Origin of the sequence: Bacillus sp. FSL R5-0654 (assembly GCF_038008745.1) — a bacterium.
GTDB classification, from domain to species: Bacteria; Bacillota; Bacilli; order Bacillales; family Bacillaceae; genus Bacillus; species Bacillus safensis.
On the sequence record NZ_JBBOZV010000001.1, the window covers coordinates 1,403,965 to 1,425,855 of the forward strand.

General features: G+C 41.4%; 24 protein-coding genes. 19 read left to right on the plus strand and 5 right to left on the minus strand.

The window, feature by feature from the left end; all coding sequences use genetic code 11:
* The first annotated feature begins 29 nt into the window (after window positions 1–29).
* From NSS76_RS06990 to moaD, 6 genes are read left to right on the plus strand one after another with little or no spacing between them, the layout of a single operon-like run.
* On the plus strand, window positions 30–611 hold the full coding sequence (locus NSS76_RS06990) for a molybdenum cofactor guanylyltransferase (protein WP_341081451.1): 582 nt from the start codon (window positions 30–32) through the stop codon (window positions 609–611).
* A gap of 30 nt (window positions 612–641) precedes the next feature.
* Window positions 642–1,658, plus strand: a complete 1,017-nt coding sequence (locus NSS76_RS06995; protein ID WP_341081454.1) for a ThiF family adenylyltransferase — start codon at window positions 642–644, stop codon at window positions 1,656–1,658.
* A gap of 9 nt (window positions 1,659–1,667) precedes the next feature.
* Window positions 1,668–2,945 (plus strand): molybdopterin molybdotransferase MoeA, encoded by a 1,278-nt coding sequence (locus tag NSS76_RS07000; protein WP_341081457.1) that lies wholly within the window; start codon window positions 1,668–1,670, stop codon window positions 2,943–2,945.
* Complete coding sequence (gene mobB, locus NSS76_RS07005; RefSeq protein ID WP_247721840.1) at window positions 2,927–3,451, plus strand: molybdopterin-guanine dinucleotide biosynthesis protein B; 525 nt, start codon at window positions 2,927–2,929, stop codon at window positions 3,449–3,451. Before NSS76_RS07000 ends, mobB begins: the two co-directional genes overlap by 19 nt.
* Complete coding sequence (locus tag NSS76_RS07010) at window positions 3,448–3,939, plus strand: molybdenum cofactor biosynthesis protein MoaE (protein WP_056766335.1); 492 nt, start codon at window positions 3,448–3,450, stop codon at window positions 3,937–3,939. Before mobB ends, NSS76_RS07010 begins: the two co-directional genes overlap by 4 nt.
* A complete protein-coding gene (gene moaD, locus NSS76_RS07015) occupies window positions 3,932–4,165 on the plus strand; it encodes a molybdopterin converting factor subunit 1 (RefSeq protein ID WP_024424733.1) in 234 nt (77 codons plus the stop codon). The genes NSS76_RS07010 and moaD overlap by 8 nt, the downstream gene beginning before the upstream one ends.
* 47 nt (window positions 4,166–4,212) lie before the next feature.
* Here moaD and NSS76_RS07020 read toward each other — a convergent pair whose 3' ends face one another.
* Entirely contained in the window at window positions 4,213–4,590 is a 378-nt protein-coding gene (locus NSS76_RS07020; RefSeq protein ID WP_024424734.1) for a Rok-like winged helix domain-containing protein, read from the minus strand.
* Between the two features lie 517 nt (window positions 4,591–5,107).
* Here NSS76_RS07020 and NSS76_RS07025 point away from each other — a divergent pair.
* The 8 genes from NSS76_RS07025 (at window position 5,108) to lepB (ending at window position 13,400) form a co-directional block, all read left to right on the plus strand.
* Window positions 5,108–5,734, plus strand: a complete 627-nt coding sequence (locus tag NSS76_RS07025; RefSeq protein WP_044333987.1) for a YIP1 family protein — start codon at window positions 5,108–5,110, stop codon at window positions 5,732–5,734.
* A gap of 9 nt (window positions 5,735–5,743) precedes the next feature.
* A complete protein-coding gene (locus NSS76_RS07030; RefSeq protein ID WP_044333989.1) occupies window positions 5,744–6,850 on the plus strand; it encodes an efflux RND transporter periplasmic adaptor subunit in 1,107 nt (368 codons plus the stop codon).
* A complete protein-coding gene (locus tag NSS76_RS07035; RefSeq protein ID WP_044333991.1) occupies window positions 6,847–7,548 on the plus strand; it encodes an ABC transporter ATP-binding protein in 702 nt (233 codons plus the stop codon). Before NSS76_RS07030 ends, NSS76_RS07035 begins: the two co-directional genes overlap by 4 nt.
* Window positions 7,535–8,728 carry an ABC transporter permease gene (locus NSS76_RS07040; protein ID WP_044333993.1) on the plus strand — a complete coding sequence of 398 codons (1,194 nt, stop codon included), beginning with the start codon at window positions 7,535–7,537 and terminating at the stop codon, window positions 8,726–8,728. The genes NSS76_RS07035 and NSS76_RS07040 overlap by 14 nt, the downstream gene beginning before the upstream one ends.
* 318 nt (window positions 8,729–9,046) lie before the next feature.
* The gene (locus NSS76_RS07045) at window positions 9,047–9,802 is read left to right on the plus strand and encodes a DeoR/GlpR family DNA-binding transcription regulator (protein WP_024424739.1); all 756 of its coding nucleotides are present in this window, start codon (window positions 9,047–9,049) and stop codon (window positions 9,800–9,802) included.
* On the plus strand, window positions 9,799–10,710 hold the full coding sequence (gene pfkB / locus NSS76_RS07050) for a 1-phosphofructokinase (protein WP_024424740.1): 912 nt from the start codon (window positions 9,799–9,801) through the stop codon (window positions 10,708–10,710). The genes NSS76_RS07045 and pfkB overlap by 4 nt, the downstream gene beginning before the upstream one ends.
* Window positions 10,711–10,723: 13 nt before the next feature.
* Window positions 10,724–12,616, plus strand: a complete 1,893-nt coding sequence (locus tag NSS76_RS07055; RefSeq protein ID WP_024424741.1) for a PTS fructose transporter subunit IIABC — start codon at window positions 10,724–10,726, stop codon at window positions 12,614–12,616.
* 211 nt (window positions 12,617–12,827) lie between these two features.
* A complete protein-coding gene (lepB, locus tag NSS76_RS07060) occupies window positions 12,828–13,400 on the plus strand; it encodes a signal peptidase I (protein WP_029706712.1) in 573 nt (190 codons plus the stop codon).
* A gap of 63 nt (window positions 13,401–13,463) precedes the next feature.
* On the opposite strand, the gene NSS76_RS07065 is transcribed toward lepB, so the two are convergent.
* Complete coding sequence (locus NSS76_RS07065) at window positions 13,464–13,739, minus strand: hypothetical protein (RefSeq protein ID WP_024424743.1); 276 nt, start codon at window positions 13,737–13,739, stop codon at window positions 13,464–13,466.
* Window positions 13,740–13,882: 143 nt separating this feature from the next.
* On the opposite strand from NSS76_RS07065, the gene NSS76_RS07070 reads away from it, so the two are divergent.
* The gene (locus tag NSS76_RS07070; protein ID WP_024426884.1) at window positions 13,883–15,502 is read left to right on the plus strand and encodes an ABC-F family ATP-binding cassette domain-containing protein; all 1,620 of its coding nucleotides are present in this window, start codon (window positions 13,883–13,885) and stop codon (window positions 15,500–15,502) included.
* 38 nt (window positions 15,503–15,540) lie between these two features.
* Here NSS76_RS07070 and NSS76_RS07075 read toward each other — a convergent pair whose 3' ends face one another.
* From NSS76_RS07075 to mreBH, 3 genes are all read right to left on the minus strand, one after another.
* Window positions 15,541–16,773 carry an aminopeptidase gene (locus NSS76_RS07075; RefSeq protein WP_024424744.1) on the minus strand — a complete coding sequence of 411 codons (1,233 nt, stop codon included), beginning with the start codon at window positions 16,771–16,773 and terminating at the stop codon, window positions 15,541–15,543.
* 107 nt (window positions 16,774–16,880) lie between these two features.
* Window positions 16,881–17,012: a protein YkpC gene (locus tag NSS76_RS07080; protein WP_003210922.1), complete on the minus strand. Its 132-nt coding sequence runs from the start codon at window positions 17,010–17,012 to the stop codon at window positions 16,881–16,883.
* A gap of 74 nt (window positions 17,013–17,086) precedes the next feature.
* Complete coding sequence (mreBH, locus tag NSS76_RS07085) at window positions 17,087–18,094, minus strand: rod-share determining protein MreBH (RefSeq protein WP_024424745.1); 1,008 nt, start codon at window positions 18,092–18,094, stop codon at window positions 17,087–17,089.
* 276 nt (window positions 18,095–18,370) lie between these two features.
* On the opposite strand from mreBH, the gene NSS76_RS07090 reads away from it, so the two are divergent.
* The 4 genes from NSS76_RS07090 (at window position 18,371) to NSS76_RS07105 (ending at window position 21,652) form a co-directional block, all read left to right on the plus strand.
* A complete protein-coding gene (locus tag NSS76_RS07090; RefSeq protein WP_024424746.1) occupies window positions 18,371–18,649 on the plus strand; it encodes an AbrB/MazE/SpoVT family DNA-binding domain-containing protein in 279 nt (92 codons plus the stop codon).
* Between the two features lie 145 nt (window positions 18,650–18,794).
* Window positions 18,795–20,105: an ATP-binding protein gene (locus NSS76_RS07095; RefSeq protein WP_171464194.1), complete on the plus strand. Its 1,311-nt coding sequence runs from the start codon at window positions 18,795–18,797 to the stop codon at window positions 20,103–20,105.
* A gap of 4 nt (window positions 20,106–20,109) precedes the next feature.
* Entirely contained in the window at window positions 20,110–20,946 is an 837-nt protein-coding gene (locus NSS76_RS07100; RefSeq protein WP_122631281.1) for a gamma-glutamylcyclotransferase, read from the plus strand.
* 37 nt (window positions 20,947–20,983) lie between these two features.
* Window positions 20,984–21,652 carry a potassium channel family protein gene (locus tag NSS76_RS07105; RefSeq protein WP_008345123.1) on the plus strand — a complete coding sequence of 223 codons (669 nt, stop codon included), beginning with the start codon at window positions 20,984–20,986 and terminating at the stop codon, window positions 21,650–21,652.
* Window positions 21,653–21,891 lie beyond the last annotated feature (239 nt).

The following is a 21,891-nucleotide window of genomic DNA, read 5'->3' on the forward strand; positions in this document are numbered from 1 at the left end:
AACAACCATATCAAAGGAGGACTTAGAGGATGCACGTAGTGAATGTCATTTTAGCTGGAGGCGCTTCCAGACGCTTTGGAGAGCCAAAGGCAAGTTATATGTATCAAGGGAAATCATTATATGAGCATGTGAAAGAGCAGCTTTTAGAAGGGCAGACGGTTATCATCAGCCATCCGTCGCTTCTTCCTTTTTTCAAAGCAAGAGGTGAACAAAGTGTGTGGTTAGATGATGAAGAGGTGCGCGGATGCGGACCGCTTGCCGGCATATATACGGCGATGCAAAAGCAAGAGGCAGAATGGTATTTAGTAACGGCATGTGACATGCCTTTCATACGAAAGGAAACGGCGAAAGTATTATCGTCCTATTGCAGTGAGCACACAGATGCCATTATCCCGCTTGTTCAGGGCAGATTACAGCCTTTGTTTGCGCTTTATCACCGCCGCTCTCTGCCTTTTATTCGTGCGTGTTTAAAAGAGAATAAATTTGCCGTCAAGGACTTGCTTCAAAAGCTTCAAGTGCGCATCGTTTCAGAGGAAGAACTGAACGTGACATCAAACGAATTTCGTAATATCAATAAAAGAAGCGATTTACCTGAAAACGGTATGATATGATACATAAAAAACGGTGAGGAGAGAACAGCATTGAATGATCGATATTCAAGACAAATCTTGTTCCCTCCGGTTGGGGAAAAAGGACAGCATGCGCTGGCTGAAAGTCATGTTCTGATCGTTGGAGCCGGTGCTCTTGGTACCGCCTCTGCGGAAGGGCTTGTTCGGTCTGGCATCGGTACGCTTACGATTGTCGATCGTGATTATGTGGAATTTTCAAATTTACAGCGGCAGCAGCTGTACACGGAACATGATGCAAACGCACATGTGCCAAAAGCAGCAGCGGCAAAAAAACGTCTCGAGCAGATCAATCATGAAGTAACGATACACGCCCTGATTGAAGATGCAGGGGCGGAGCTGTTAAGGCCGTTATTCCAGAGAGCAGATATCGTCATTGATGCAACAGATAATTTTGAGACAAGAATGGTGATGAATGATTTATCACTAGAAACGAAGACGCCGTGGGTATATGGCGCTTGTGTGAGCAGTCAGGGGATGTATATGACCATATTGCCGGATAAAACGCCATGTTTATCATGTGTGTTCACGGCAATGCCTGTTGGCGGCTTGACGTGTGATACAGCGGGAATTATTTCACCTGCTGTTCAAATGGTTTCTGCTTATCAGCAAACAGAAGCACTCAAATATTTAACAGGGCATGAAGAGCAAATCGAGCGGAAATTTGTCACGTTTGATCTTTGGCAGTCTACATCATTTAAAATGGATTTATCTCGCACTCAAGAGAAGACCTGTCCAACTTGCGGCACGGCAAGGACCTATCCTTATTTACATGATCAGCGTAAAAAATCGACGGTCCTTTGCGGACGTGACACCGTTCAAATTGTATCAAAGGATTTAGCAAAACTATCATTTCAGCATATAAAAGAGCGGCTCTCATCTATATGTGAGGTGGAAGTAAACGATTTCTTAATTCATGTACGCTACGAAAACTACCGAATGGTCTGTTTCAAAGGGGGACGTGCATTAATCCATGGAACTAATGATGAAAAAGAAGCCAATTCATTACTAGCAAGACTGCTAGGGATATAGGAGTGATGTGTGATGGAAAGACGGCAGCCAATACCAGTAGAAGAGGCCATAAAGAAAGTCCACCAATACGAAAAACATGGAGAAATAGAATGGGCCCCTTTAAAAGACAGCCTTGGACGGTTTATTGCAGAAGATATTTTGGCAGACCATGATGTTCCGGCTTTTGATCGTTCTCCGTATGATGGCTTTGCGCTTCGGGCAGAAGATACAAAAGAAGCGTCAAGTGCGCATCCAGTTGAATTCGAGGTCATTGATCATATTGGTGCAGGAATGGTCTCAGCAAAAACCATCGGTCCCTTTCAGGCCATCCGTATTATGACAGGAGCAAAAATTCCAAATGGCGCAAATGTCGTCATCATGATTGAACTGACGAAGACTTTTGAAAAAGGCGGCAAATCATTCATGTCACTGAAAAGACCGCTGAAAAAGGGTGACAATATTTCTCGTCAAGGAGAAGAGGTACTCAAAGGAAACGTGATGGTCAAAAAAGGAACAGAAGTCACTCCTGGAGTCACGGCTCTATTGGCGACATTCGGATATGCGGTAGTGCCAGTTGTCAAAAAACCGGTGATTGGCATTATCTCAACAGGCACAGAGCTTCTTCAAGTAAGTGATGCCATGGTGGACGGCAAGATTAGAAATAGTAATCTTAGTATGGTCTATGCGCAAGTACTTGAGGCCGGAGCTGAGCCGCTTGATTTAGGCGGAGTCTCCGATGATTTTGACAAAAGTTATCATGCAGTAAAAGCAGCCATGAGCAAGGTAGACATTCTGATCACAACAGGCGGTGTGTCAGTGGGCGATTTTGACTTTCTGCCTGCCATTTATGAAAAGCTGGGAGCCAAGGTCCTGTTTAATAAAGTAGCCATGAGACCTGGAAGTGTGACGACTGTGGCTGCAATGCCGAATGGCCAATTGCTGTTTGGGCTGTCCGGAAACCCTGCTGCCTGTTTTGTGGGCTTTGAATTATTTGTGAAACCGATCATTTATAAATGGTATAGGAAAGAAAATCCGTTTCCCACTTTTGCTGAGGCGAAACTCACACATGATTTTCCAAAAGCCAATCCGTTCACTCGTTTTGTCAGGGCGGCCCTTCAATTCACTGGCAGTCAGATCAGTGTGACTCCAACAGGTCTTGATAAATCAAGTGCAGTGACCTCTATTGCAGAGGCTGACTGTTTCATCGTGCTGCCTGGGGGAACAAGAGGTTTTCAAGCAGGTGATCAAGTTGATGTTCTGCTGTTTCAGCACAAAGGCGGTGGGTCTTCATGCTGGATGACAAATTAAGCATATTACAGGTGGTCGGTTATCAAAATAGCGGCAAGACCACGTTGATCGAAAAGCTCTGTCAGCTGGCTGAATGTGAAGGGCTGAAGCTAGGCTGCTTTAAACACCATGGACATGGCGGGACACCAGATCGTCTTTTCAAAGAAAAAGATTCTGATCGATATATTCAGGCAGGTGCATATGCCGCAGGTGTGGAAGGAGAAGGTGAATTTCACTTTTCGATGCAGCACATCACGTTAGAGCAGCTGCTCAACATGTGTCAGCATCTTCCGCTAGACGCTGTTCTCATAGAGGGGTACAAACAGGCGCCTTATCGCAAAATCATTTGTGTAAAGAATGAAGAGGAGCTTAATGACCTTTCGACTCTTTCTAATATACAAGCAGCTATTTATTTTTCTCAAGAGGATCCATTAACCGAAAATTACCCGTTTCCTGTGTTTTCAGCTTTTGATAAGCGCGGGATGACATTTGCTTTTCACTTATTGAAGGGAGGCGGCACGTTTTGAGCGAACTTTTTAAAATAACAAAAACGCCGATTGAGGTAAACGAATTGATTCAGCATGTGACAAGACGAAAGGCAGGAGCCATTACAACGTTTATCGGGACGGTCAGAGAATGGACAAACGGCAAGAAAACATTGCGTTTAACCTACGAAGCATACATACCAATGGCTGAAAACATGCTAAGGCAAATCGGACAAGAAATGAAGAATCGGTGGCCTGACACTGAAGCTGCGATTGTGCACCGAATTGGAACACTTGAGATAACCGATATTGCTGTTGCGATCGCCGTTTCGTCTCCTCATAGGAAGGCTGCCTACGAAGCCAATGAATATGCTATTGAACGAATCAAGGAAATCGTTCCTATTTGGAAAAAAGAATATTGGGAAGATGGAGAGGCCTGGATAGGTGATCAGCTTGAAACGGTTTCATATCCAGAAGGTAAACCTAGCCATCTTCAACTTGCAGAGAAAGAAGGTGATCAGCATGATTAATGTGTTATTGTTCGCCGGCCTTGCTGAGAAGGCCGGTAAACAACAAATCATCATTCAAAAAGATCAAACAACGGTTGATGAGATTAAAATAGAATTACAGGAGGTATATGGTGTTGATGCTGCACAAAATGTAATGGTTGCAGTCAACGAAATATATACGAGGGGAAATGCTGAAGTGCGTAGCGGGGACACTGTTGCACTCATTCCTCCTGTAAGTGGTGGATAATAGATATTAGAGGATTTGGTTATGGCCACCCGGCTGTAACCAATTTTTTATGTGTGAAAAGTTTGTAGAGGTGCTTGGGTGTGATCTTCGTAAATAAAACATCCCCTTCTTGCTTTAGAAATGTGAGGATCGAGCTGCTGAATGAGATCATACAATTCGCTGATTCGTCTCACATTGAAATCTGTTTGAGCTTGAAGCTGTTCCTTTAATTCTTTTGTGCTCACAATGCTTCCCTTTTTCTCTTTAATAATATCTACACATCTTGCAGCGTAGTATATTTTGTCGTTAGAAGGTCTGCTTTCTTTCATATCAAGTAATTTGAGCTCATGATAAATCGATTCTCTTTCCTTTCGAAAGTATTGCCATGCTTCTTGTTCCTTTTCATACAGTAAAATCAATTGCATTTTCAATTTTTCTCTTAACATTCACTTGACTCCATTTCCACTATCATTTAACCTACCTCTATTTTACATTATATGAAAAAATAACTTTTGATCAAGTAAAATCCCTTTATTTTTAATTTTTTAATATGAAAGTATTGATACTAAAGACTTATTTGTTCTGTAAAAGAAACCAATCATAGTCCTATAAAGCCGGGATTTGCCGAAATTACTAGGATTATTTTAACAAAAAATTGTTGTGTCTATCTAAGACCATGCGAATCCAAAAGAAAAGGATATTTATTCCGAAAGACATATTGTTTACTTAATAAAATGTTTTTAAGTCAGTAAAAGCACGATTCTTGATATGAATATGGTCGGATCATGAGGTCATTTGAAGGGTTTCATTCGTGAAAATAGAATAATAGATAAAATTTTTTCTCAACGAAAATAAGAAAATTAAATGATCGATCACTTATTGGCAATCTTTTGATAAAATAGAAAGAAAAAGAGCGTCATTGTGCGTTTGCATACTTGCTTGACATAGAGAGGATGACATTTGATGAAAGAAAACATGCAAAAACCTACGATCATGGGAGTGAGCACAAGACCATCAGAGCACCTGAAAAGAGTATGGGAACATCCAGTTGTTTGGTGGCCTTTATCTTGTGTGTTTATTTTAACAGTCGTTGTGACTTATTTGTCTGAGCTCGTAAATAAGGGAATGTGGGCAGATTTAAGTTTGCCGGTACCTGTTGTTTATGTGGTGACGCTCATTGGTCTGGTATTTGGCATTGTCATCAATGCAGCTATATATAAGTTCATCGTATTTTTAGCGAAAGGTGATGCATCATTTCGGCAGTTGTTTTCAGCGGTCCTGTTCATTACGCCCGTTACGATCATTGGGACGATTATTTCTCATTTGGCAGTCATCCTTTTTCATGTTCCAAAAGACATCACGGTTACCTCGTTAAACGCGCTCATTCGAATTTCTGGTCCATGGCAGGCGGTGTTAGCCAATATCGATCTTTTTGTGATCTGGAATCTTGTTTTAACAGGCTTTTTATTCATTCGAGTTGGGCGTATATCACCGAGAATTTCTTGGGTGATTATAGGCGTTTTTTATATCTTATCGTTAATTTTTCAATATGTAGGAACAGCAATTAACATATCAGTAAGCTGGGGGTAGAAGGTTTTTATGAGAAAGAAAATCATCATCGGATCTATTTTAATTATTGTGATCGGACTATTTATTGGATTTAATATTGCGAAAAACCAAGCAAAGCCTGCTTCTACAGCAGCGATTAAAACAGTCAAACTCATGCCAAGAGAAATCACATCTACGGTGATGACACCCGGGACACTTTCGTTCTCTGAAGAGCAGTTCATCTATGAAGAAGAGGAAAAGGGGAAATTGAAGGGAATTGCTGTGAAAGAAGGGGAAAAGGTAAAGGCTGGAACGCCGCTTCTTACATATGAAAACAAGGAACTGGAGCTTGAGGAGCAGCAGCAAGCACTAGCGGCTGAGTCAAGTACATTAAAACTGGAACAATTGCAAAAAAGGCTGAGTGAATTAGATGAGAAAAAAGCAGGCGGATCTGACGCTAATGCCAAAAGCGAGCGAGATCAGCTTCAATTAGAACTGAAAGCGGCTGAATTAGAACAAAAGCAAGCAGAGATCAGCCAAGAAAAAGTAAAGGCGCAAATAGAAGATTTAACCGTACATAGTAAAATTGATGGAACAGTCATTTCCATTGAGCAAGAGGCCGGAGCAGGGGGGCCGGAAGAAAGGCAGCCGATCATCCATATTGGTCATGAGAAAAAAATGATTGTACGGGGTTTGATCTCAGAGTATGATGCCATCAAAATCAAAAAGAAACAAAAAGTGAAGGTAACGTCTGATGTCATTCGCGGGAAGAGCTGGCAAGGAGTCGTGAAAAAAGTGGGCGCTGTTCCTGTCCAGACTGCAGCCGAAACAACTTCGAGCGATCAAACGGTTCAATATCCTGTTGAAGTTGAAATAAAAGGAAAGAAACCTGAGGCGAAGCCTGGTTTTAAAATGATCATGGAAATTGAAACAGATAAACGCCAAGCGCAAACGATTCCTGAAACAGCGGTAAAAAAAGAGACTGATGGACAATACGTTTATGTTGTTCGAAAAAATGTACTGAAAAAAGTAAAAGTGGTCATAGGGGAAACGTCAGGTCATGATCTTGAAGTGACAAAAGGTGTCAAGGCAGAGGATCAAATCATTGCTTATCCAACAGATGATATGTATGACGGAATGGAAGTGGATGCTGAATGATTCAGCTTTCCAACGTAACAAAAAGCTATGAGGTCGCATACGAAACATTTGATGTATTAAGTGACATGAATCTTGTCATTGAAAAAGGCGAGTATATGTCCATTATGGGCCCGTCCGGCTCTGGAAAGTCAACATTAATGAATATTATTGGCTGTTTAGACCGCCCGACGACAGGACAATATCATTTTCAAGGTACAGAGCTGTCAGCAGCAAAGGATCAAGAGCTTGCGGTCATTCGAAATCAATCCATTGGATTTGTTTTTCAGCAATTTCACCTCCTGCCAAGGTTAAATGCGAGGCGCAATGTTGAACTGCCAATGATTTACGCTGGGATCAGCCAAAAGGAAAGAAAAGAACGTGCGGAATTGGCGCTTGAAAAGGTTGGTTTGGCAGATCGAATGAAACATATGCCAAGTGAGTTGTCAGGAGGACAAAAGCAAAGGGTGGCCATTGCACGAGCGATTGTCAATAAGCCTCAGCTTATTTTAGCAGATGAACCGACTGGTGCGCTCGACTCAAAAACAAGCATGTCAATTATGGAACAGTTTACACAGCTGAATGAGGAAGGGACAACGATTGTGCTTGTCACACATGAAGAAGAAATAGCTGCGTACACAAACCGTACGGTCGTTGTGAGAGATGGACGGCTTGTTGAAGATAGATGGATACAAGGGGACGCTATGAATGAAACTCTTTGAAAATATCAAAATAGCGCTGAATTCGGTTTTAGCTCATAAATTACGTTCTATTTTAACGATGCTTGGGATTATTATTGGTGTTGGATCAGTCATTGCAGTCGTGGCGATCGGTCAAGGCGGTGAGCAAATGTTAAAAGGATCGATTTCAGGTCCAAACAATACCATTGATATGACATATACGCCTTCTGACGAAGAGTTAAATGCAAATCCAAATGCCTTATTCGAAGCCTCATTTACTGAGGAAGACATAAAAAGCATTAGGACAATCCATGGGGTGAAGCAGGTCGCCTCCTCGACTGCACAAGGAATGCAGCTGAGATTTCAAGATACGACAGTTGATGCGACAGTTAACGGCATAAATGAGGGGTATACGGATGTACATTCATTACAAATCGCAGAAGGACAGAATTTAAGAGATATTGACTTTAGAAGCGGCAGAAGAGCTGCCCTCATCTCGGATGGCTTACAAAAAGAACTATTCAATGGACAAAAGGCATTAGGTGAACTGATTTGGATGAACGGACAGCCAGTTGAAGTCATCGGTGTGTTAGCAAAACAGAAAGGGATGTTTTCATTTGATATGAATGAAATATATGTCCCATTTGCGATGCTCACCTCCACATTTGGTATGAATGAATATGATAAGTTGTCTATTCAAGTCGCACATGCGGATCAAATGAAGGAAGTAGGAAAGAGCGCGGCTGCCATACTAAATGAAAATCATCATACAGAAGATGCTTACGAAATGATCAATATGGAAGAAATCGCAGAGGGGATCGGTCAAATAACGTCCGTTATGACAACGATCATTGGCTCAATAGCCGGAATCTCTTTACTTGTCGGCGGCATCGGTGTGATGAATATTATGCTCGTTTCTGTGACAGAGAGGACAAGAGAAATCGGTATTCGAAAGGCGATGGGCGCAACAAGGGCGCAAATTCTCGTTCAGTTTTTAATTGAGTCTGTCGTTTTAACACTCATCGGCGGGCTGATGGGAATTGCACTTGGTTTAGGCGGCGCTTCGCTAGTATCACTATTTGCCGGCTGGCCGTCTCTCGTATCTTGGCAAGTGGTTTGTGGAGGCGTACTGTTTAGTATGCTCATTGGTATTGTTTTTGGGTTAATTCCTGCGAATAAAGCAGCGAGACTAGACCCTATTGAATCGCTCAGGTATGAATAATTCGGAGAAGAAAAAAGCATACAAATGGTCTACATTCGCCTTCATTACACACCAAAAGCTTTTATGCAAATCGCATAAAAGCTTTTTTTAGTTCCATTGAATGAAATAAAAAATGATAGAAATGCTAATATCATGACTTTCATCATAATGTCACATATTTTTCAGTTTACAAATGGTACATATAAAGGTAAGATGACCATGGTGAAAGATTTTGATAGTTATTGAATGTATTTGATTGTTTTGTATTGATAATGTTGAAAAAAGCGATTACAATAAAGGTGCGCGCAAAATGAATACGTTTTCAAAAGGGGTGTTCTCATGTTAACACCGGAAAGACATCAACTCATTATCGACAGCTTAGAAGAAAATGATGTCATTAAAATACAGGACTTAACGATGATGACGGATGCGTCTGAATCTACAATTAGAAGAGATTTATCAGCCCTTGAAGAAAAAGGATTTCTTAAAAGGGTTCATGGAGGAGCAGCCAAGATTTCGAGTATTCGCCTTGAACCAGATGTATTTGAGAAATCTGCCAAAAACCTTCAAGAAAAGTCATTGGTAGCAGAGGCAGCGGCATCTCTTTTAAAACAGGGCGACTGTATTTATTTAGATGCAGGTACAACCACACAGCAAATGATTGAATATATCGATCCAGATCAAGATATTGTTGTAGTGACAAACGGTGTGATGCACATTGAAGCACTTATGAGAAAAGGCATTACTTTTTACTTGATAGGCGGATCAGTGAAACATCGAACAGGAGCCATGGTGGGAGCCGCAGCTTTGACAGCGATGGAAAATTATCGTTTTGACAAAAGCTTTGTTGGGACAAACGGCATTCATCCCGAGGCGGGTTTTACAACGCCTGATCCAGAGGAAGCACTCATGAAAAAAAGAGCCATGAAACAGGCGAAAAAAACCTATATCTTATCAGATGCCTCGAAGTTTGGCGAAATATCGTTTTCAGCCTTTGCTAGTTTACAGGAAGCCACCATTATCACAAACGACGCAAAAGAGGATTCATTCGATAATTACCATGAAAAAACGGTTATAAAGGTAGTGAAAACATGATTTATACAGTTACTTTAAACCCATCAGTTGATTACATCGTACACGTGGAGGATTTTGCAGTCGGCGGTTTAAATCGTTCAACCTATGATCAAAAATATCCAGGTGGTAAAGGAATCAATGTCTCAAGGCTTTTAAAACGTCACGGTGTTGAATCAAAAGCACTTGGATTCATTGGTGGATTTACAGGCAAATATATTCAAGATTTTTTACAGAACGAACAATTACAAACAGCCTTTCACGAGGTGTCAGAAGATACAAGAATCAATGTGAAACTAAAAACAGGTGAAGAGACAGAAATCAACGGACTCGGCCCATCAATTACTGAAGCGCAATTTGAGTCGTTTCTATCTCAATTTTCTTCATTGACTGAAGGAGATGTCGTGGTTTTAGCTGGCAGCATTCCTTCTTCATTACCTCATAACACATATGAGCGTATTGCTGAAGTTTGCAGAGAGCAAGGTGTAAGAGTTGTTCTTGATATTTCTGGCGAAGCGTTAAAAAAAGCAGCAGACATGAAACCGTTCTTAATGAAGCCAAATCATCATGAGCTTGGTGAAATGTTTGAGACGAGTATTTCATCAGCAGCAGATGCAATTCCTTATGGGAAAAAGCTGTTAGAACAAGGTGCTGAACATGTCATCGTCTCCATGGCTGGAGATGGCGCTCTTTTATTCAGTAAAGAAGGTATCTTTCAGTCCAATGTTCCAAAGGGAACGCTCGTTAATTCAGTTGGAGCAGGGGATTCAGTCGTTGCAGGGTTTTTAGCCGGCGTTTCAAAAGGCCTTTCAATTGAAGATTCATTTAAGCTTGGTGTTACTTCAGGAAGCGCTACAGCCTTTTCTGAGGAGCTTGGCACAAAAGAGCTTGTTGACACACTATTACCACAAGTAAAAGTCACACGCATTTAAAGGAGGAGTCATCATGAAAATTACAGAACTACTCACGAAGCATACCATTAAGCTTCAATTAGACAGCCAGCAGAAAGAAGCAGTCATTGAAGAGCTGGTCACTGTTTTAGATACAGCAGGCAAGTTAAATGATAAAGAGGGCTACAAAGAAGCTGTGATCAATCGTGAAAAACAGAGCTCTACTGGTATTGGCGAAGGAATTGCCATCCCGCATGCTAAAACAGCAAGTGTAAAAGAGCCTGCCATTGCATTTGGCCGCTCAACTGCTGGTGTAGATTATGAATCACTAGACGCACAGCCGAGTCATCTTGTCTTTATGATTGCCGCAACTGAAGGTGCAAACAACACGCACTTAGAGGCACTTTCTCGTTTATCCACACTTCTTATGCGTGAAGAAATTCGAAAGCAGCTCCTTGAAGCGGCGACTGAAGATGAAATCATTGAGATCATCAATACACATGATCAAGATGATGAAGAAGAAGAGGAAGTTCAAGAGGAGCCGGCTGCAGAAGGAAAGCCTGCTAAAATTTTAGCGGTAACCGCCTGCCCGACAGGTATTGCCCATACATTTATGGCAGCAGATGCTTTGAAAGAAAAAGCAAAGGAAATGGGCGTTGACATTAAAGTTGAAACAAACGGCTCTGGCGGTATTAAACATGCCCTTACAGCAAAAGAAATTGAAGAAGCACCAGCCATCATTGTGGCAGCGGACAAGCAAGTAGAGATGGAACGCTTTAAAGGCAAGCATGTCATTGAAGTCCCTGTAACAGCTGGTATTCGCCGTCCACAGGAATTAATTGAAAAAGCAATCAATCAAGATGCGCCGATTTATAAAGGTTCAGGCGGCAGTTCTTCTAAAGAGGAAAATGAATCATCTGGCAAAGGAAGAAGCGGATTTTACAAGCACTTAATGAGTGGTGTAAGTAACATGCTTCCATTTGTTGTCGGAGGCGGTATTCTTGTTGCGATTTCATTCTTCTGGGGCATTAACTCAGCAGATCCTAAGGACCCTTCATTTAATTCATTTGCAGCTGTCTTAAAAGGAATTGGCGGCGATAATGCACTTGCCTTAATCGTTGCGGTATTAGCTGGATTTATTGCCATGAGTATTGCAGATCGTCCAGGTTTTGCGCCAGGTATGGTCGGTGGTTTTATGGCGTCAGCAGCAGGTGCAGGGTTCTTAGGCGGATTGATTGCTGGTTTCCTAGCAGGTTACATTGTTGTGCTGCTCAAAAAAGTATTCACATTCGTACCGCAGACACTCGACGGGATTAAACCGGTTCTGCTGTATCCATTGTTCGGTATTTTCTTCACAGGCATTATCATGCATTATATTGTCAACACACCAGTGAAAATGGTGATGGACGGATTAACACATTGGCTTGAATCATTAGGTACGGGAAACCTTGTCTTAATGGGTATTATTTTAGCTGGTATGATGGCAATTGATATGGGAGGCCCAATTAACAAAGCGGCTTACACATTTGGTCTTGCGATGATTGCTGCTGGCAACTATGCACCGCATGCTGCGATTATGGCAGGCGGAATGGTTCCACCACTAGGTATTGCACTTGCAACAACGATCTTTAGAAATAAGTTTTCAAAACGTGACCGTGAAGCAGGGATTACATGTTACTTCATGGGAGCTGCCTTCATCACGGAAGGAGCGATCCCGTTTGCGGCGGCAGATCCTCTTCGTGTGATTCCTTCAGCTGTTATTGGTGCAGCAGTTGCTGGCGGATTAACGGAATTCTTCAGAGTGACGCTTCCTGCACCGCATGGCGGACTATTTGTTTTCTGGGTAACAAATCATCCAGTTCTTTATATCATCAGCATCTTAATCGGTGCCGTTGTGACAGCGATTTTACTGGGTATTTTGAAAAAACCAGTCAGACAAGAAGCGTAATGCAGAAGAGAAGCATCGTGTAAAACGGTGCTTCTTTTTGTTTAATTATCAGTGAATTAGGAAAAAATATCTAATTAGATGGTTGTCTTGTGAATTTTTAATTGACATATGATAAAGTAAAGTTAATCAATTCACGTTTTATGTCTTTTAGTAGAAAGTCTTAGGAGGAAGCAGTATTTTGAACGAAGAAAACAAACAAAACGAAAATGAAATTCAATCTGATGCGAAGCAAGCCAAAACAGAGAAGAAAAGTTCACTGTTTGAATGGATCAAAGCCATTTTAATTGCACTTGCGCTCGTCTTGCTCATCCGTACATTTATATTTGAACCGTATGTAGTGGAAGGAGAGTCAATGGAGCCGACACTTCATGACGGGGAAAAGCTGTTTGTCAACAAAACCATTAACTATCTCGGTGGTGTGAAACGCGGTGACATTGTGATTATTAATGGAAAAGATGGTCAGAAGATTCATTATGTCAAACGATTGATCGGCCTTCCAGGTGATACGATTGAAATGAAGGATGATACGCTTTACATTAACGGTAAAAAAGTAGATGAGCCTTACTTAAAAGAGAACAAGGCGCATGCGAAAGAGTATGAAGTGCATTTAACTGGAGATTTTGGTCCAGTAAAAGTACCGAAAAACGATTACTTTGTGATGGGGGACAACAGACTCAATTCCATGGACAGCCGAAATGGACTTGGCCTCATTGAAAAGGATCGGGTTGTCGGGACATCAGAATTTGTTTTCTTCCCATTTGGCGATATTCGACAGACAAAATAAAAGCACCTTCTCATGGGCAAGAGAAAGGTACTTGAACGAGCGACCCTTACAGAAGGGTCGTTTTTAATTTGGTGTGAGCACCGTCACAATGATCACAATCGCAAGAACAGAAGCGAACACAGATCCGGTAATGGCTAAAACGGATCGAAACAATCCGATCTTTTGGTTTTCTTTGCCCCGCTTTTGTAAAAAGCGTTTGGAAAAGATGTGAACCAGTGTGTAAATGAGGACAAGCCCAATATAAAGGCCAAAGTCCCTCGCATTAAAGCCTGTTGCAGATAAATAAATGCCCATAAAGAAAATCAATAAACAGTATTCCATCAGTGTGAGTAATCTCAAATCGCCCGAACTCCTTCAATCAATCATTCCCGTTTATTATATCATAATAGACAAAAAGCCTTCGTTCTTAGCGAGAGACGTTTCTATCAAACGTTATTCATGTTATACTTCATAATGATGAATGAGTGATGGAGGATTAATAAATGATTGCAGTAAATAATGTTAGTTTGCGCTTTGCTGATCGTAAACTATTTGAAGAAGTAAATATTAAATTCACTCCTGGCAACTGCTACGGATTAATTGGTGCCAATGGAGCTGGTAAATCAACGTTCCTAAAAATTCTTTCTGGCGAAATTGAGCCTCAAACGGGCGATGTTCATATGAGTCCTGGCGAGCGTTTAGCGATTTTAAAACAGAACCACTTTGAATACGAAGAGTTTGAAGTGCTGAAAGTCGTCATCATGGGTCACAAACGTCTATATGATGTGATGCAGGAGAAAGATGCGATCTATATGAAACCTGATTTTTCAGATGAAGACGGGATTCGTGCAGCAGAACTTGAAGGTGAATTTGCCGAATTAAACGGCTGGGAAGCTGAAAGTGAAGCAGCGATCCTATTAAAGGGTCTTGGCATTCCAGAAAGCCTTCAATCGAAGAAAATGTCTGAGCTTGGCGGTTCTGAAAAGGTAAAAGTACTTTTAGCTCAAGCTTTATTTGGCAAGCCTGACGTTCTGCTTCTCGATGAGCCGACGAACCACTTGGACTTACAAGCAATCCAGTGGCTCGAAGAGTTCCTCATTAACTTTGAAAATACCGTCATCGTCGTTTCGCATGATCGTCATTTCTTAAATAAAGTATGTACACATATTGCGGATCTTGATTTCGGAAAAATCCAAGTATACGTCGGTAACTATGATTTTTGGTATGAGTCCAGCCAGTTAGCGCTGAAACTAAGCCAAGAAGCGAATAAGAAAAAAGAAGAACAAATTAAGCAGCTTCAAGAATTCGTTGCCCGGTTTAGTGCGAACGCTTCTAAATCCAAGCAAGCGACATCAAGAAAGAAATTGCTTGATAAAATCTCTTTAGACGACATTAAGCCGTCTTCACGTAAATATCCGTATGTTCATTTTGCGCCAGAGCGCGAAATCGGAAATGATGTCCTTCAAGTAGAAGGTCTATCAAAAACAATTGACGGTGTAAAAGTACTGGATAATGTCAGCTTTATTATGAACCGCGAAGATAAAATTGCGTTCTTAAGCCGTAATGAGCTTGCTGTGTCCACATTATTTAAAATCCTTGCTGGTGAAATGGAGCCAGACAGCGGATCATTTAAATGGGGCGTCACAACGTCACAAGCTTTTTTCCCGAAAGATAATAGTGAATACTTTGAAGGGAATGACGTTGATCTCGTTGATTGGCTCCGTCAATATTCTCCGAATGATCAAAGCGAAAGCTTCCTGCGTGGTTTCTTAGGACGTATGCTTTTCTCTGGGGAAGAAGTGAAGAAAAAAGCAAGTGTTTTATCAGGAGGAGAAAAGGTTCGTTGTATGTTATCAAAAATGATGCTGTCTGGAGCGAATATTTTGCTGCTGGATGAGCCAACGAACCACTTAGACCTAGAATCCATTACAGCGCTGAATAACGGTCTCATGAGCTTTAAAGGAGCCATGCTCTTCTCATCTCATGATCATCAGTTTGTTGAAACAGTCGCAAACCGGATTATCGAAGTGACGCCAAATGGCATCGTCGATAAACAAACAACATATGATGAGTTTTTATCAGATCAAGACATCCAAAAAAGACTTGAAGAGCTTTACGCATAACACAAAAAAGACATCCAAATGTGGATGTCTTTTTTTGATTAAATCGCCCAGTTTCCATTTCGGAAGATCGGTTCGCGTTTCCCGTCTTTTGTGATTCCGTCAATATTCATTTCCTTTGAACCAATCATAAAATCAACGTGTGTAATACTGCTGTTCACACCCGCAGCATCCAATTCTTCTCGTTTCATTTCTTTTCCGCCTTCGATATTAAACGCATATCCGCTGCCGATGGCAAGGTGGTTTGATGCATTTTCATCGTAAAGTGTATTGTAATAAAGAATATTTGAGTTAGAAATTGGTGAATCATCTGGTACGAGGGCAACCTCACCTAAATAATGAGAGCCTTCATCTGTTTCAACGAGAGATTTTAAAATATCTTCGCCTTCTTTTGCTTTCACATCCACAATCCGGCCGTTTTCAAAGGTTAATGAAAACTCATCAATGATGTTTCCAGCATAGCTGAGCGGCTTTGTGCTTGAGACTGTCCCGTTTACACCGTCTTTTTTCGGTACGGTAAAGACTTCTTCTGTCGGCATGTTGGCCATGAACGAAACGCCGCGTTCACTTACGCTGCCAGCACCTACCCAAATATGCTGCTCTGGAAGCTCGATTGTTAAATCTGTGCCGGGTGCTTCATAATGAAGCTTGTGGTAGTGGCGTTCATTGAGTATTTTGACCTTTTCGTTTAATGACGCATCGTGCTTTTTCCAAGCCTCAACTGGATCTGCTTGATCAGCGCGTGCGACTTTAAAGATTTGATCCCACAATAACGTGACAGCTTCTTCATCTGTATGATCAGGGAAAATCTTTTTCGCCCATTCTTTTGATGCAGCACCTACGACTGTCCAAGCGACTTTGTCAGATTGAACGTATTGACGATATGTATGTAGTGCTGAACCAGCAGCTTTTTGCTGTGCAGCGATTTTTTTCGAATCAATGCCTCGCAAAAGGTCAGGGCTTTCTGACAGGATGGTAATAAAAGCGCCTCCGCGTTTTGCGATGGTTTCCATCATCTGTGCTTCCCATTCAGGGAATTGCTCAAATACATCTTGCGGTGCATGTTCATACTTTAAACGGGTGAGAACACCATCACTCCAGCGGATATGTACGTTTTTCGCCCCGCGCTCATACGCGTGTTTTGCTACAAGACGAACAAGATGTGCAGATTCAGTAAATGCGGATACAACGACTTCCTGCCCCTTTTGTACATTCACACCGACTTCAACGATGGTCTTCGCATATTGATCTAGTTGTTTTTCAAATGAACTCATAAAAACCCCTCCTTTAGTCATGTTCATCATATCAGATTTATGACCGAAAAGGAAAATGGGGAGCCCGTTTAAAGCCAAAATAAAAAAGCCGCTTTCGTGCGGCTTTTTTAGCGGTTCAGTTGTTTCACAGGCTGTGCATTAGAAGGCGGCATATGTGAAAACGACAGGCTCATTCCTCCTAAAATAATACCCGTTAAAATGACTGTGACAACGACCCGTTTACCTAAATCAAGCAACATGTTCTTCCTCCTTCACGTTTATCCATTTCTCACGATATGATCGAAATGACAAAAAAAGAAGTAGAACAAGAAGATTATTTTAAAGTTTTTTGCAATTTGTCGATCACTTCTAATGAACGACCTGTTCCAATTGCAACAGATTCAAGGGGATTGGCTGCAATATGGACTGGAACAACAATCTCTTGAGAAAGCCATTCTTGTATTCCATTTAAAAGAGCGCCTCCGCCAGTTAAAATGACGCCGCGGTCTACAATATCTCCGCTTAGCTCTGGAGGGCTGTCCTCTAATGTGGCACGGATCGCTTCTAAAATATGAAGAAGTGATTCACGCATGGCGCCTTGAATTTCATGAGAGACAAGTGTGATCGTTTTTGGCAGACCTGTCACAAGATCGCGCCCGCGCACTTCTAATGATTCAGGCTCATGCTCAATGAGACCATACCCAATTTCCATTTTCACCTGCTCGGCAGTCCGTTCACCGATTAATAGGTTATATTTCTTTCTGACAAACGTAATGATATCTTCATCCAGCTGATCGCCGCCAATTCGGATCGAATGACAAGAGACAACGCCGCCAAATGAAATGATTGCAACTTCTGTTGTTCCGCCGCCAATATCGACTACGACGTTCGCAACAGGCTCGTCTACCGGAAGATCAGCACCGATTGCAGCTGCAACAGGTTCTTCAATTAAATGCACATGTTTTGCTCCGCAGTTTTTCACAGCATCGCTGATGGCGCGGCGCTCAACAGCTGTTGAACCAGAAGGTGTACATACAACGACAGTTGGCTTTCTGAAGGTAAACCCGATATTTTTTCCTGCTTTTTTCATGATTTGTTTAAGTAAATCTGTTGTCATATCATAATCAGCGATGACACCGTCTTTCATCGGACGGATCGCAACAATTTTCCCAGGTGTTTTCCCGATCATTTCTTTCGCTTCTGATCCGACGGCAAGTACAGTCTTTGTTTCTGTATCAACTGCTACGACGGACGGTTCATTTAAAATAATTCCCTTATTTTTACTATAAACCAATATGTTAGCTGTTCCTAAATCAATTCCAATTTCGGCATTTTGAAACATGTTTTCACCCAATCTCTATTTTTGCTGTTTTAAACAATTTTACATTTAAAAGTTCAGAGGGTTGATGTCATTTGTGGGGGTTTGTGATCACCTTGAAATGAATCTGTAAAATTCAAGTATCATTTTGACAATCACAATAAATTTTCCCTTTGTTTTTTCTTTTATGAAAAAAATTTTTATAGAGGAGAAACCTTTTAAGAATCTCTTACGTCTACGATATATCAATTGGTGAAAAACAGATTGATCTTGAGCTAATGAAAGAAAGAGGGAACGAAATTGAAATCTATCGGAGTCGTAAGAAAAGTAGACGAACTAGGGCGTATTGTGATGCCAATCGAATTGAGAAGAGCACTTGATATCGCTATTAAAGACAGTATGGAATTTTTTATAGATGGAGATAAAATCGTCTTGAAAAAATATCAGCCAGAGGGCGTTTGTCTCATGACTGGTGAGATTACATCAGAGAACCATGAATATGGAAATGGTCAAATTACATTAAGCGCTGAAGGCGCAGAACTGCTGTTAAAAGAGCTGCAAGAAGCTCTTCAGAAGTAATCAAAATAGCCTGCTCTCTTCCTTTGTGCTGAGAACAGGCTATTTTTTCTTTAAAAAAGTTCCTTAAAAATGCCCCATCTCCCTCAAAAAATAAGTGGAAAATGGTACAATTGACAAAGAATCTCAGGGCGGCAGGTGGAATCATTTGAACAAAACATATCAAGTGCGGATCGTGTTATCTGTTCTTGCATTTATCTTAATCATAAGCTGGGATTTGTTTTATTATCTAGGCGGCTATCAAATTAATTGGCCGCTCGATCTAGCCTTTACAGTCGTTGTGTTAGCAGGGATCTGGGTTGTCTCAAGATATGTAGACCGCTTGAATTTACTTGTGTCAGATCTAAATAAGAGAGAAAAAGAAGCACACGAGCTGACAGAGCGGCTGAATCGAATTACAGATAACTTGCAAGAAATTGTCTTTGAAACAGATGAAAAAGGGCACATCATCTTCTTAAATCAAGCATGGAAACAAATGACCGGCTATGACATAGATGAATGTCTAGGTACGATGTACAATCAGTACTTTGATCAAGAAGAAAGAGTTATTCAGCATTTGTCATCTGTCATCAAAGAGCATAAAGATTCAGGGCGGATCGAGCTGCAGCTTCTTCATAAAGAGGGGAAGAAAGTATGGGGAGACGTTCATTATAAGCTCTACTTTGATGAGCAGCACCAGTTTACTGGAGGTATTGGAACAGTTGCAGATATTACAAAACAAAAGCTGGCAAAGCTTGAACTTGAAAGATCAAATCAACAAGTGCAAATGCAGGCGCAAAAGTTAGCCGTTGCAGGACAAATAGCCGCTGGAATCGCCCATGAAGTCAGAAATCCGCTGACCTCAGTAAACGGCTTTTTGCAGCTGATGAAAACACAATATCCTGAAAGAACCGATTATTTTGACATTATCTTTTCCGAAATTAAACGGATTGATTTTGTTTTAAGTGAGCTGCTTGTGCTGGCAAAGCCGCAGTCTGTCCATTTTCAAGAAGTTCAGCTTCATGGACTGTTAGAGCAGGTCATTACATTGCTGAAAACCAATGCAGTCCTTTCGAATATTGATCTCAAACAGCCATTTAAAAAGCAGGATGCCGGCGCTATATTAGCAGACGCTAATCAAATGAAGCAGCTGTTCATTAATTTAATCAAAAATGCCATTGAGGCAATGCCCGAAGGCGGCAGCATATACATATCAACAGAAAAAGTGATGAACGAATGGAAAATTACCATTCAAGATGAAGGAAAAGGGATGTCTGAAGAGGATATTCAGAAAATATATGATCCTTTCTTCTCTACGAAAACAGAAGGGACGGGGCTTGGCCTCACCATCTGTGCAGCGATTTTAAAAGATCATCACGGTAGGATGGATGTGGTCAGTGAGCTGGGAAAAGGTACAGCTTTTCATATCTATTTACCTGTGTGGCAAAAATGCAGACAACAGCAAGGCGAGAGGACGTGATTTCATGAAGGTGAAAGCTTTATTTGTATATGGGACGCTTTTGCAGCATGAAGAGCACCACGAGTCGTATATGAAAGAAAGCAGGCCATTAGCTAAATCAGCTTGGATCAGCGGCAGAATCTATGATACAGGTCAAGGATACCCTGCGTGCGTTCTAGAAGAGAAAAGCACAGTATATGGAGAATTGTACGAGGTAACCGTAAGCACGCTGAATAAGATAGATTTTCTTGAGGAAGGGTATGACAAGCAGGTGGTCGATGTCATGACAGACCAAGGGCTGGTGGCGGCTGTTACATACACTTTACCAAAGCAGAAGGCATCAGCGCTGAAGGAGATCGAGAGCGGCTGCTGGAAGGAATATAGACTGTGGCAGCAGAAGCCGGCATCCTTCTATTATTTTGCCTATGGCTCCTGTATGGATGATGCAAGATTTAAACTGGCGGAAGTTGATCATTATTTTAAACAAATCATCGGCGGCGGTGCACTGAACGGCTTTACAACTAGATTTACGTTGGTAAGGCCTGATGGATCAAGAGCCGATATGGTAGAAGACGGCGGAGAAACAGAGGGCGTTTTATATGAGGTTCCTTTTGATGCCATTCGATATTTGTACAAACGAGAAGGCGTCTATGAGGGCACATATCGTCCAGCTTTTGTCGATGTCAAAATAGGTGATCAAATATATGCAGACTGTTTAACCTTTTTAGTTCTTCAAAAGAGCGAAGAAATGGCTCCGCCAGGTCATTACCGCAGTGAAATTGAAAAAGGAGCAGATCTTTACTTAAGTGAAGCGTTCCGCAAAAAAATTCGCTCGCATATGGATTCGTTAATCAAACCGTAGTAAAATGCATGGTAAGTGAGATAAAAGGAGTCTGAACATGAAAAAGGAATATGCAGTCATTGGTCTTGGACGCTTTGGCGGAAGTATTTGCAAGGCGCTGAGCGAAGAAGGACTTGAAGTCATGGCCATGGATATGAATGAAGATCGAGTGAACGAATACGCGAAAATTGCGTCACATGCGGTCATTGGTGATTCGACGGACGAATCTGTTTTAAAAAATCTCGGCATTCGCAATTTTGATCATGTCATCGTTGCGATTGGTGAAAACATTCAGGCCAGTATTTTAACGACGATCATGCTGAAAGAGCTTGGCGTCAAAATGGTCACAGTAAAGGCGCAAAACGACTATCACGAAAAGGTACTAAATAAAATTGGGGCTGACCGCATCGTTCATCCAGAGCGGGACATGGGCAGACGAATTGCACATAAAATCATCTCCAATAACGTATTAGATTATCTTGAGCTGTCAGATGAGTACAGCCTCATTGAAATCGTTGCTAACAGCAGGCTTGCAGGACATTCTCTTTTAGATCTCGATATTAGAGCGAGATATGGCATTAATATTGTGGCGATTAAGCGTGGAAAAGAAGTGATTGTTTCACCGCTCGCAGATGAAATGATTCAAAAAGAAGATATTCTGATTGTCATTGGGGCAGTTGCCGATATCGGACGCTTTGAAAAACGAGAAATGCAGAACGATTATTAAACACCCTGGGCAGGGTGTTTTTTTATATGATTGTGTACACATGAGGTGGACAGTGAAGAGGGAAGAAGACATTTAAAAGGGCTGTTTTGTTCTGCATAAACAGCTAAAGTCAATCATCATATTTTTCATGCAATTATCACTATTCAGAAATAAAAATCAGTCTTTTTATCTGGATGATTTTCTCTAAATGTCATTGACTGGGCAAACAGATTCGTTTACGATAAGAAACATTATATTGT

What these genes read in the sequence shown, in the direction of transcription:
- NSS76_RS06990 (WP_341081451.1), top strand. Translation starts at nt 30, where the DNA reads ATGCACGTAGTGAATGTCATTTTAGCTGGAGGCGCTTCCAGACGCTTT.
- mobB (WP_247721840.1), top strand. Translation starts at nt 2,927, where the DNA reads ATGCTGGATGACAAATTAAGCATATTACAGGTGGTCGGTTATCAAAAT.
- moaD (WP_024424733.1), top strand. Translation starts at nt 3,932, where the DNA reads ATGATTAATGTGTTATTGTTCGCCGGCCTTGCTGAGAAGGCCGGTAAA.
- NSS76_RS07020 (WP_024424734.1), bottom strand. Translation starts at nt 4,590, where the DNA reads ATGTTAAGAGAAAAATTGAAAATGCAATTGATTTTACTGTATGAAAAG.
- NSS76_RS07025 (WP_044333987.1), top strand. Translation starts at nt 5,108, where the DNA reads ATGAAAGAAAACATGCAAAAACCTACGATCATGGGAGTGAGCACAAGA.
- NSS76_RS07030 (WP_044333989.1), top strand. Translation starts at nt 5,744, where the DNA reads ATGAGAAAGAAAATCATCATCGGATCTATTTTAATTATTGTGATCGGA.
- NSS76_RS07035 (WP_044333991.1), top strand. Translation starts at nt 6,847, where the DNA reads ATGATTCAGCTTTCCAACGTAACAAAAAGCTATGAGGTCGCATACGAA.
- NSS76_RS07040 (WP_044333993.1), top strand. Translation starts at nt 7,535, where the DNA reads ATGAAACTCTTTGAAAATATCAAAATAGCGCTGAATTCGGTTTTAGCT.
- NSS76_RS07045 (WP_024424739.1), top strand. Translation starts at nt 9,047, where the DNA reads ATGTTAACACCGGAAAGACATCAACTCATTATCGACAGCTTAGAAGAA.
- pfkB (WP_024424740.1), top strand. Translation starts at nt 9,799, where the DNA reads ATGATTTATACAGTTACTTTAAACCCATCAGTTGATTACATCGTACAC.
- NSS76_RS07055 (WP_024424741.1), top strand. Translation starts at nt 10,724, where the DNA reads ATGAAAATTACAGAACTACTCACGAAGCATACCATTAAGCTTCAATTA.
- NSS76_RS07070 (WP_024426884.1), top strand. Translation starts at nt 13,883, where the DNA reads ATGATTGCAGTAAATAATGTTAGTTTGCGCTTTGCTGATCGTAAACTA.
- NSS76_RS07075 (WP_024424744.1), bottom strand. Translation starts at nt 16,773, where the DNA reads ATGAGTTCATTTGAAAAACAACTAGATCAATATGCGAAGACCATCGTT.
- NSS76_RS07080 (WP_003210922.1), bottom strand. Translation starts at nt 17,012, where the DNA reads ATGTTGCTTGATTTAGGTAAACGGGTCGTTGTCACAGTCATTTTAACG.
- mreBH (WP_024424745.1), bottom strand. Translation starts at nt 18,094, where the DNA reads ATGTTTCAAAATGCCGAAATTGGAATTGATTTAGGAACAGCTAACATA.
- NSS76_RS07100 (WP_122631281.1), top strand. Translation starts at nt 20,110, where the DNA reads ATGAAGGTGAAAGCTTTATTTGTATATGGGACGCTTTTGCAGCATGAA.
- NSS76_RS07105 (WP_008345123.1), top strand. Translation starts at nt 20,984, where the DNA reads ATGAAAAAGGAATATGCAGTCATTGGTCTTGGACGCTTTGGCGGAAGT.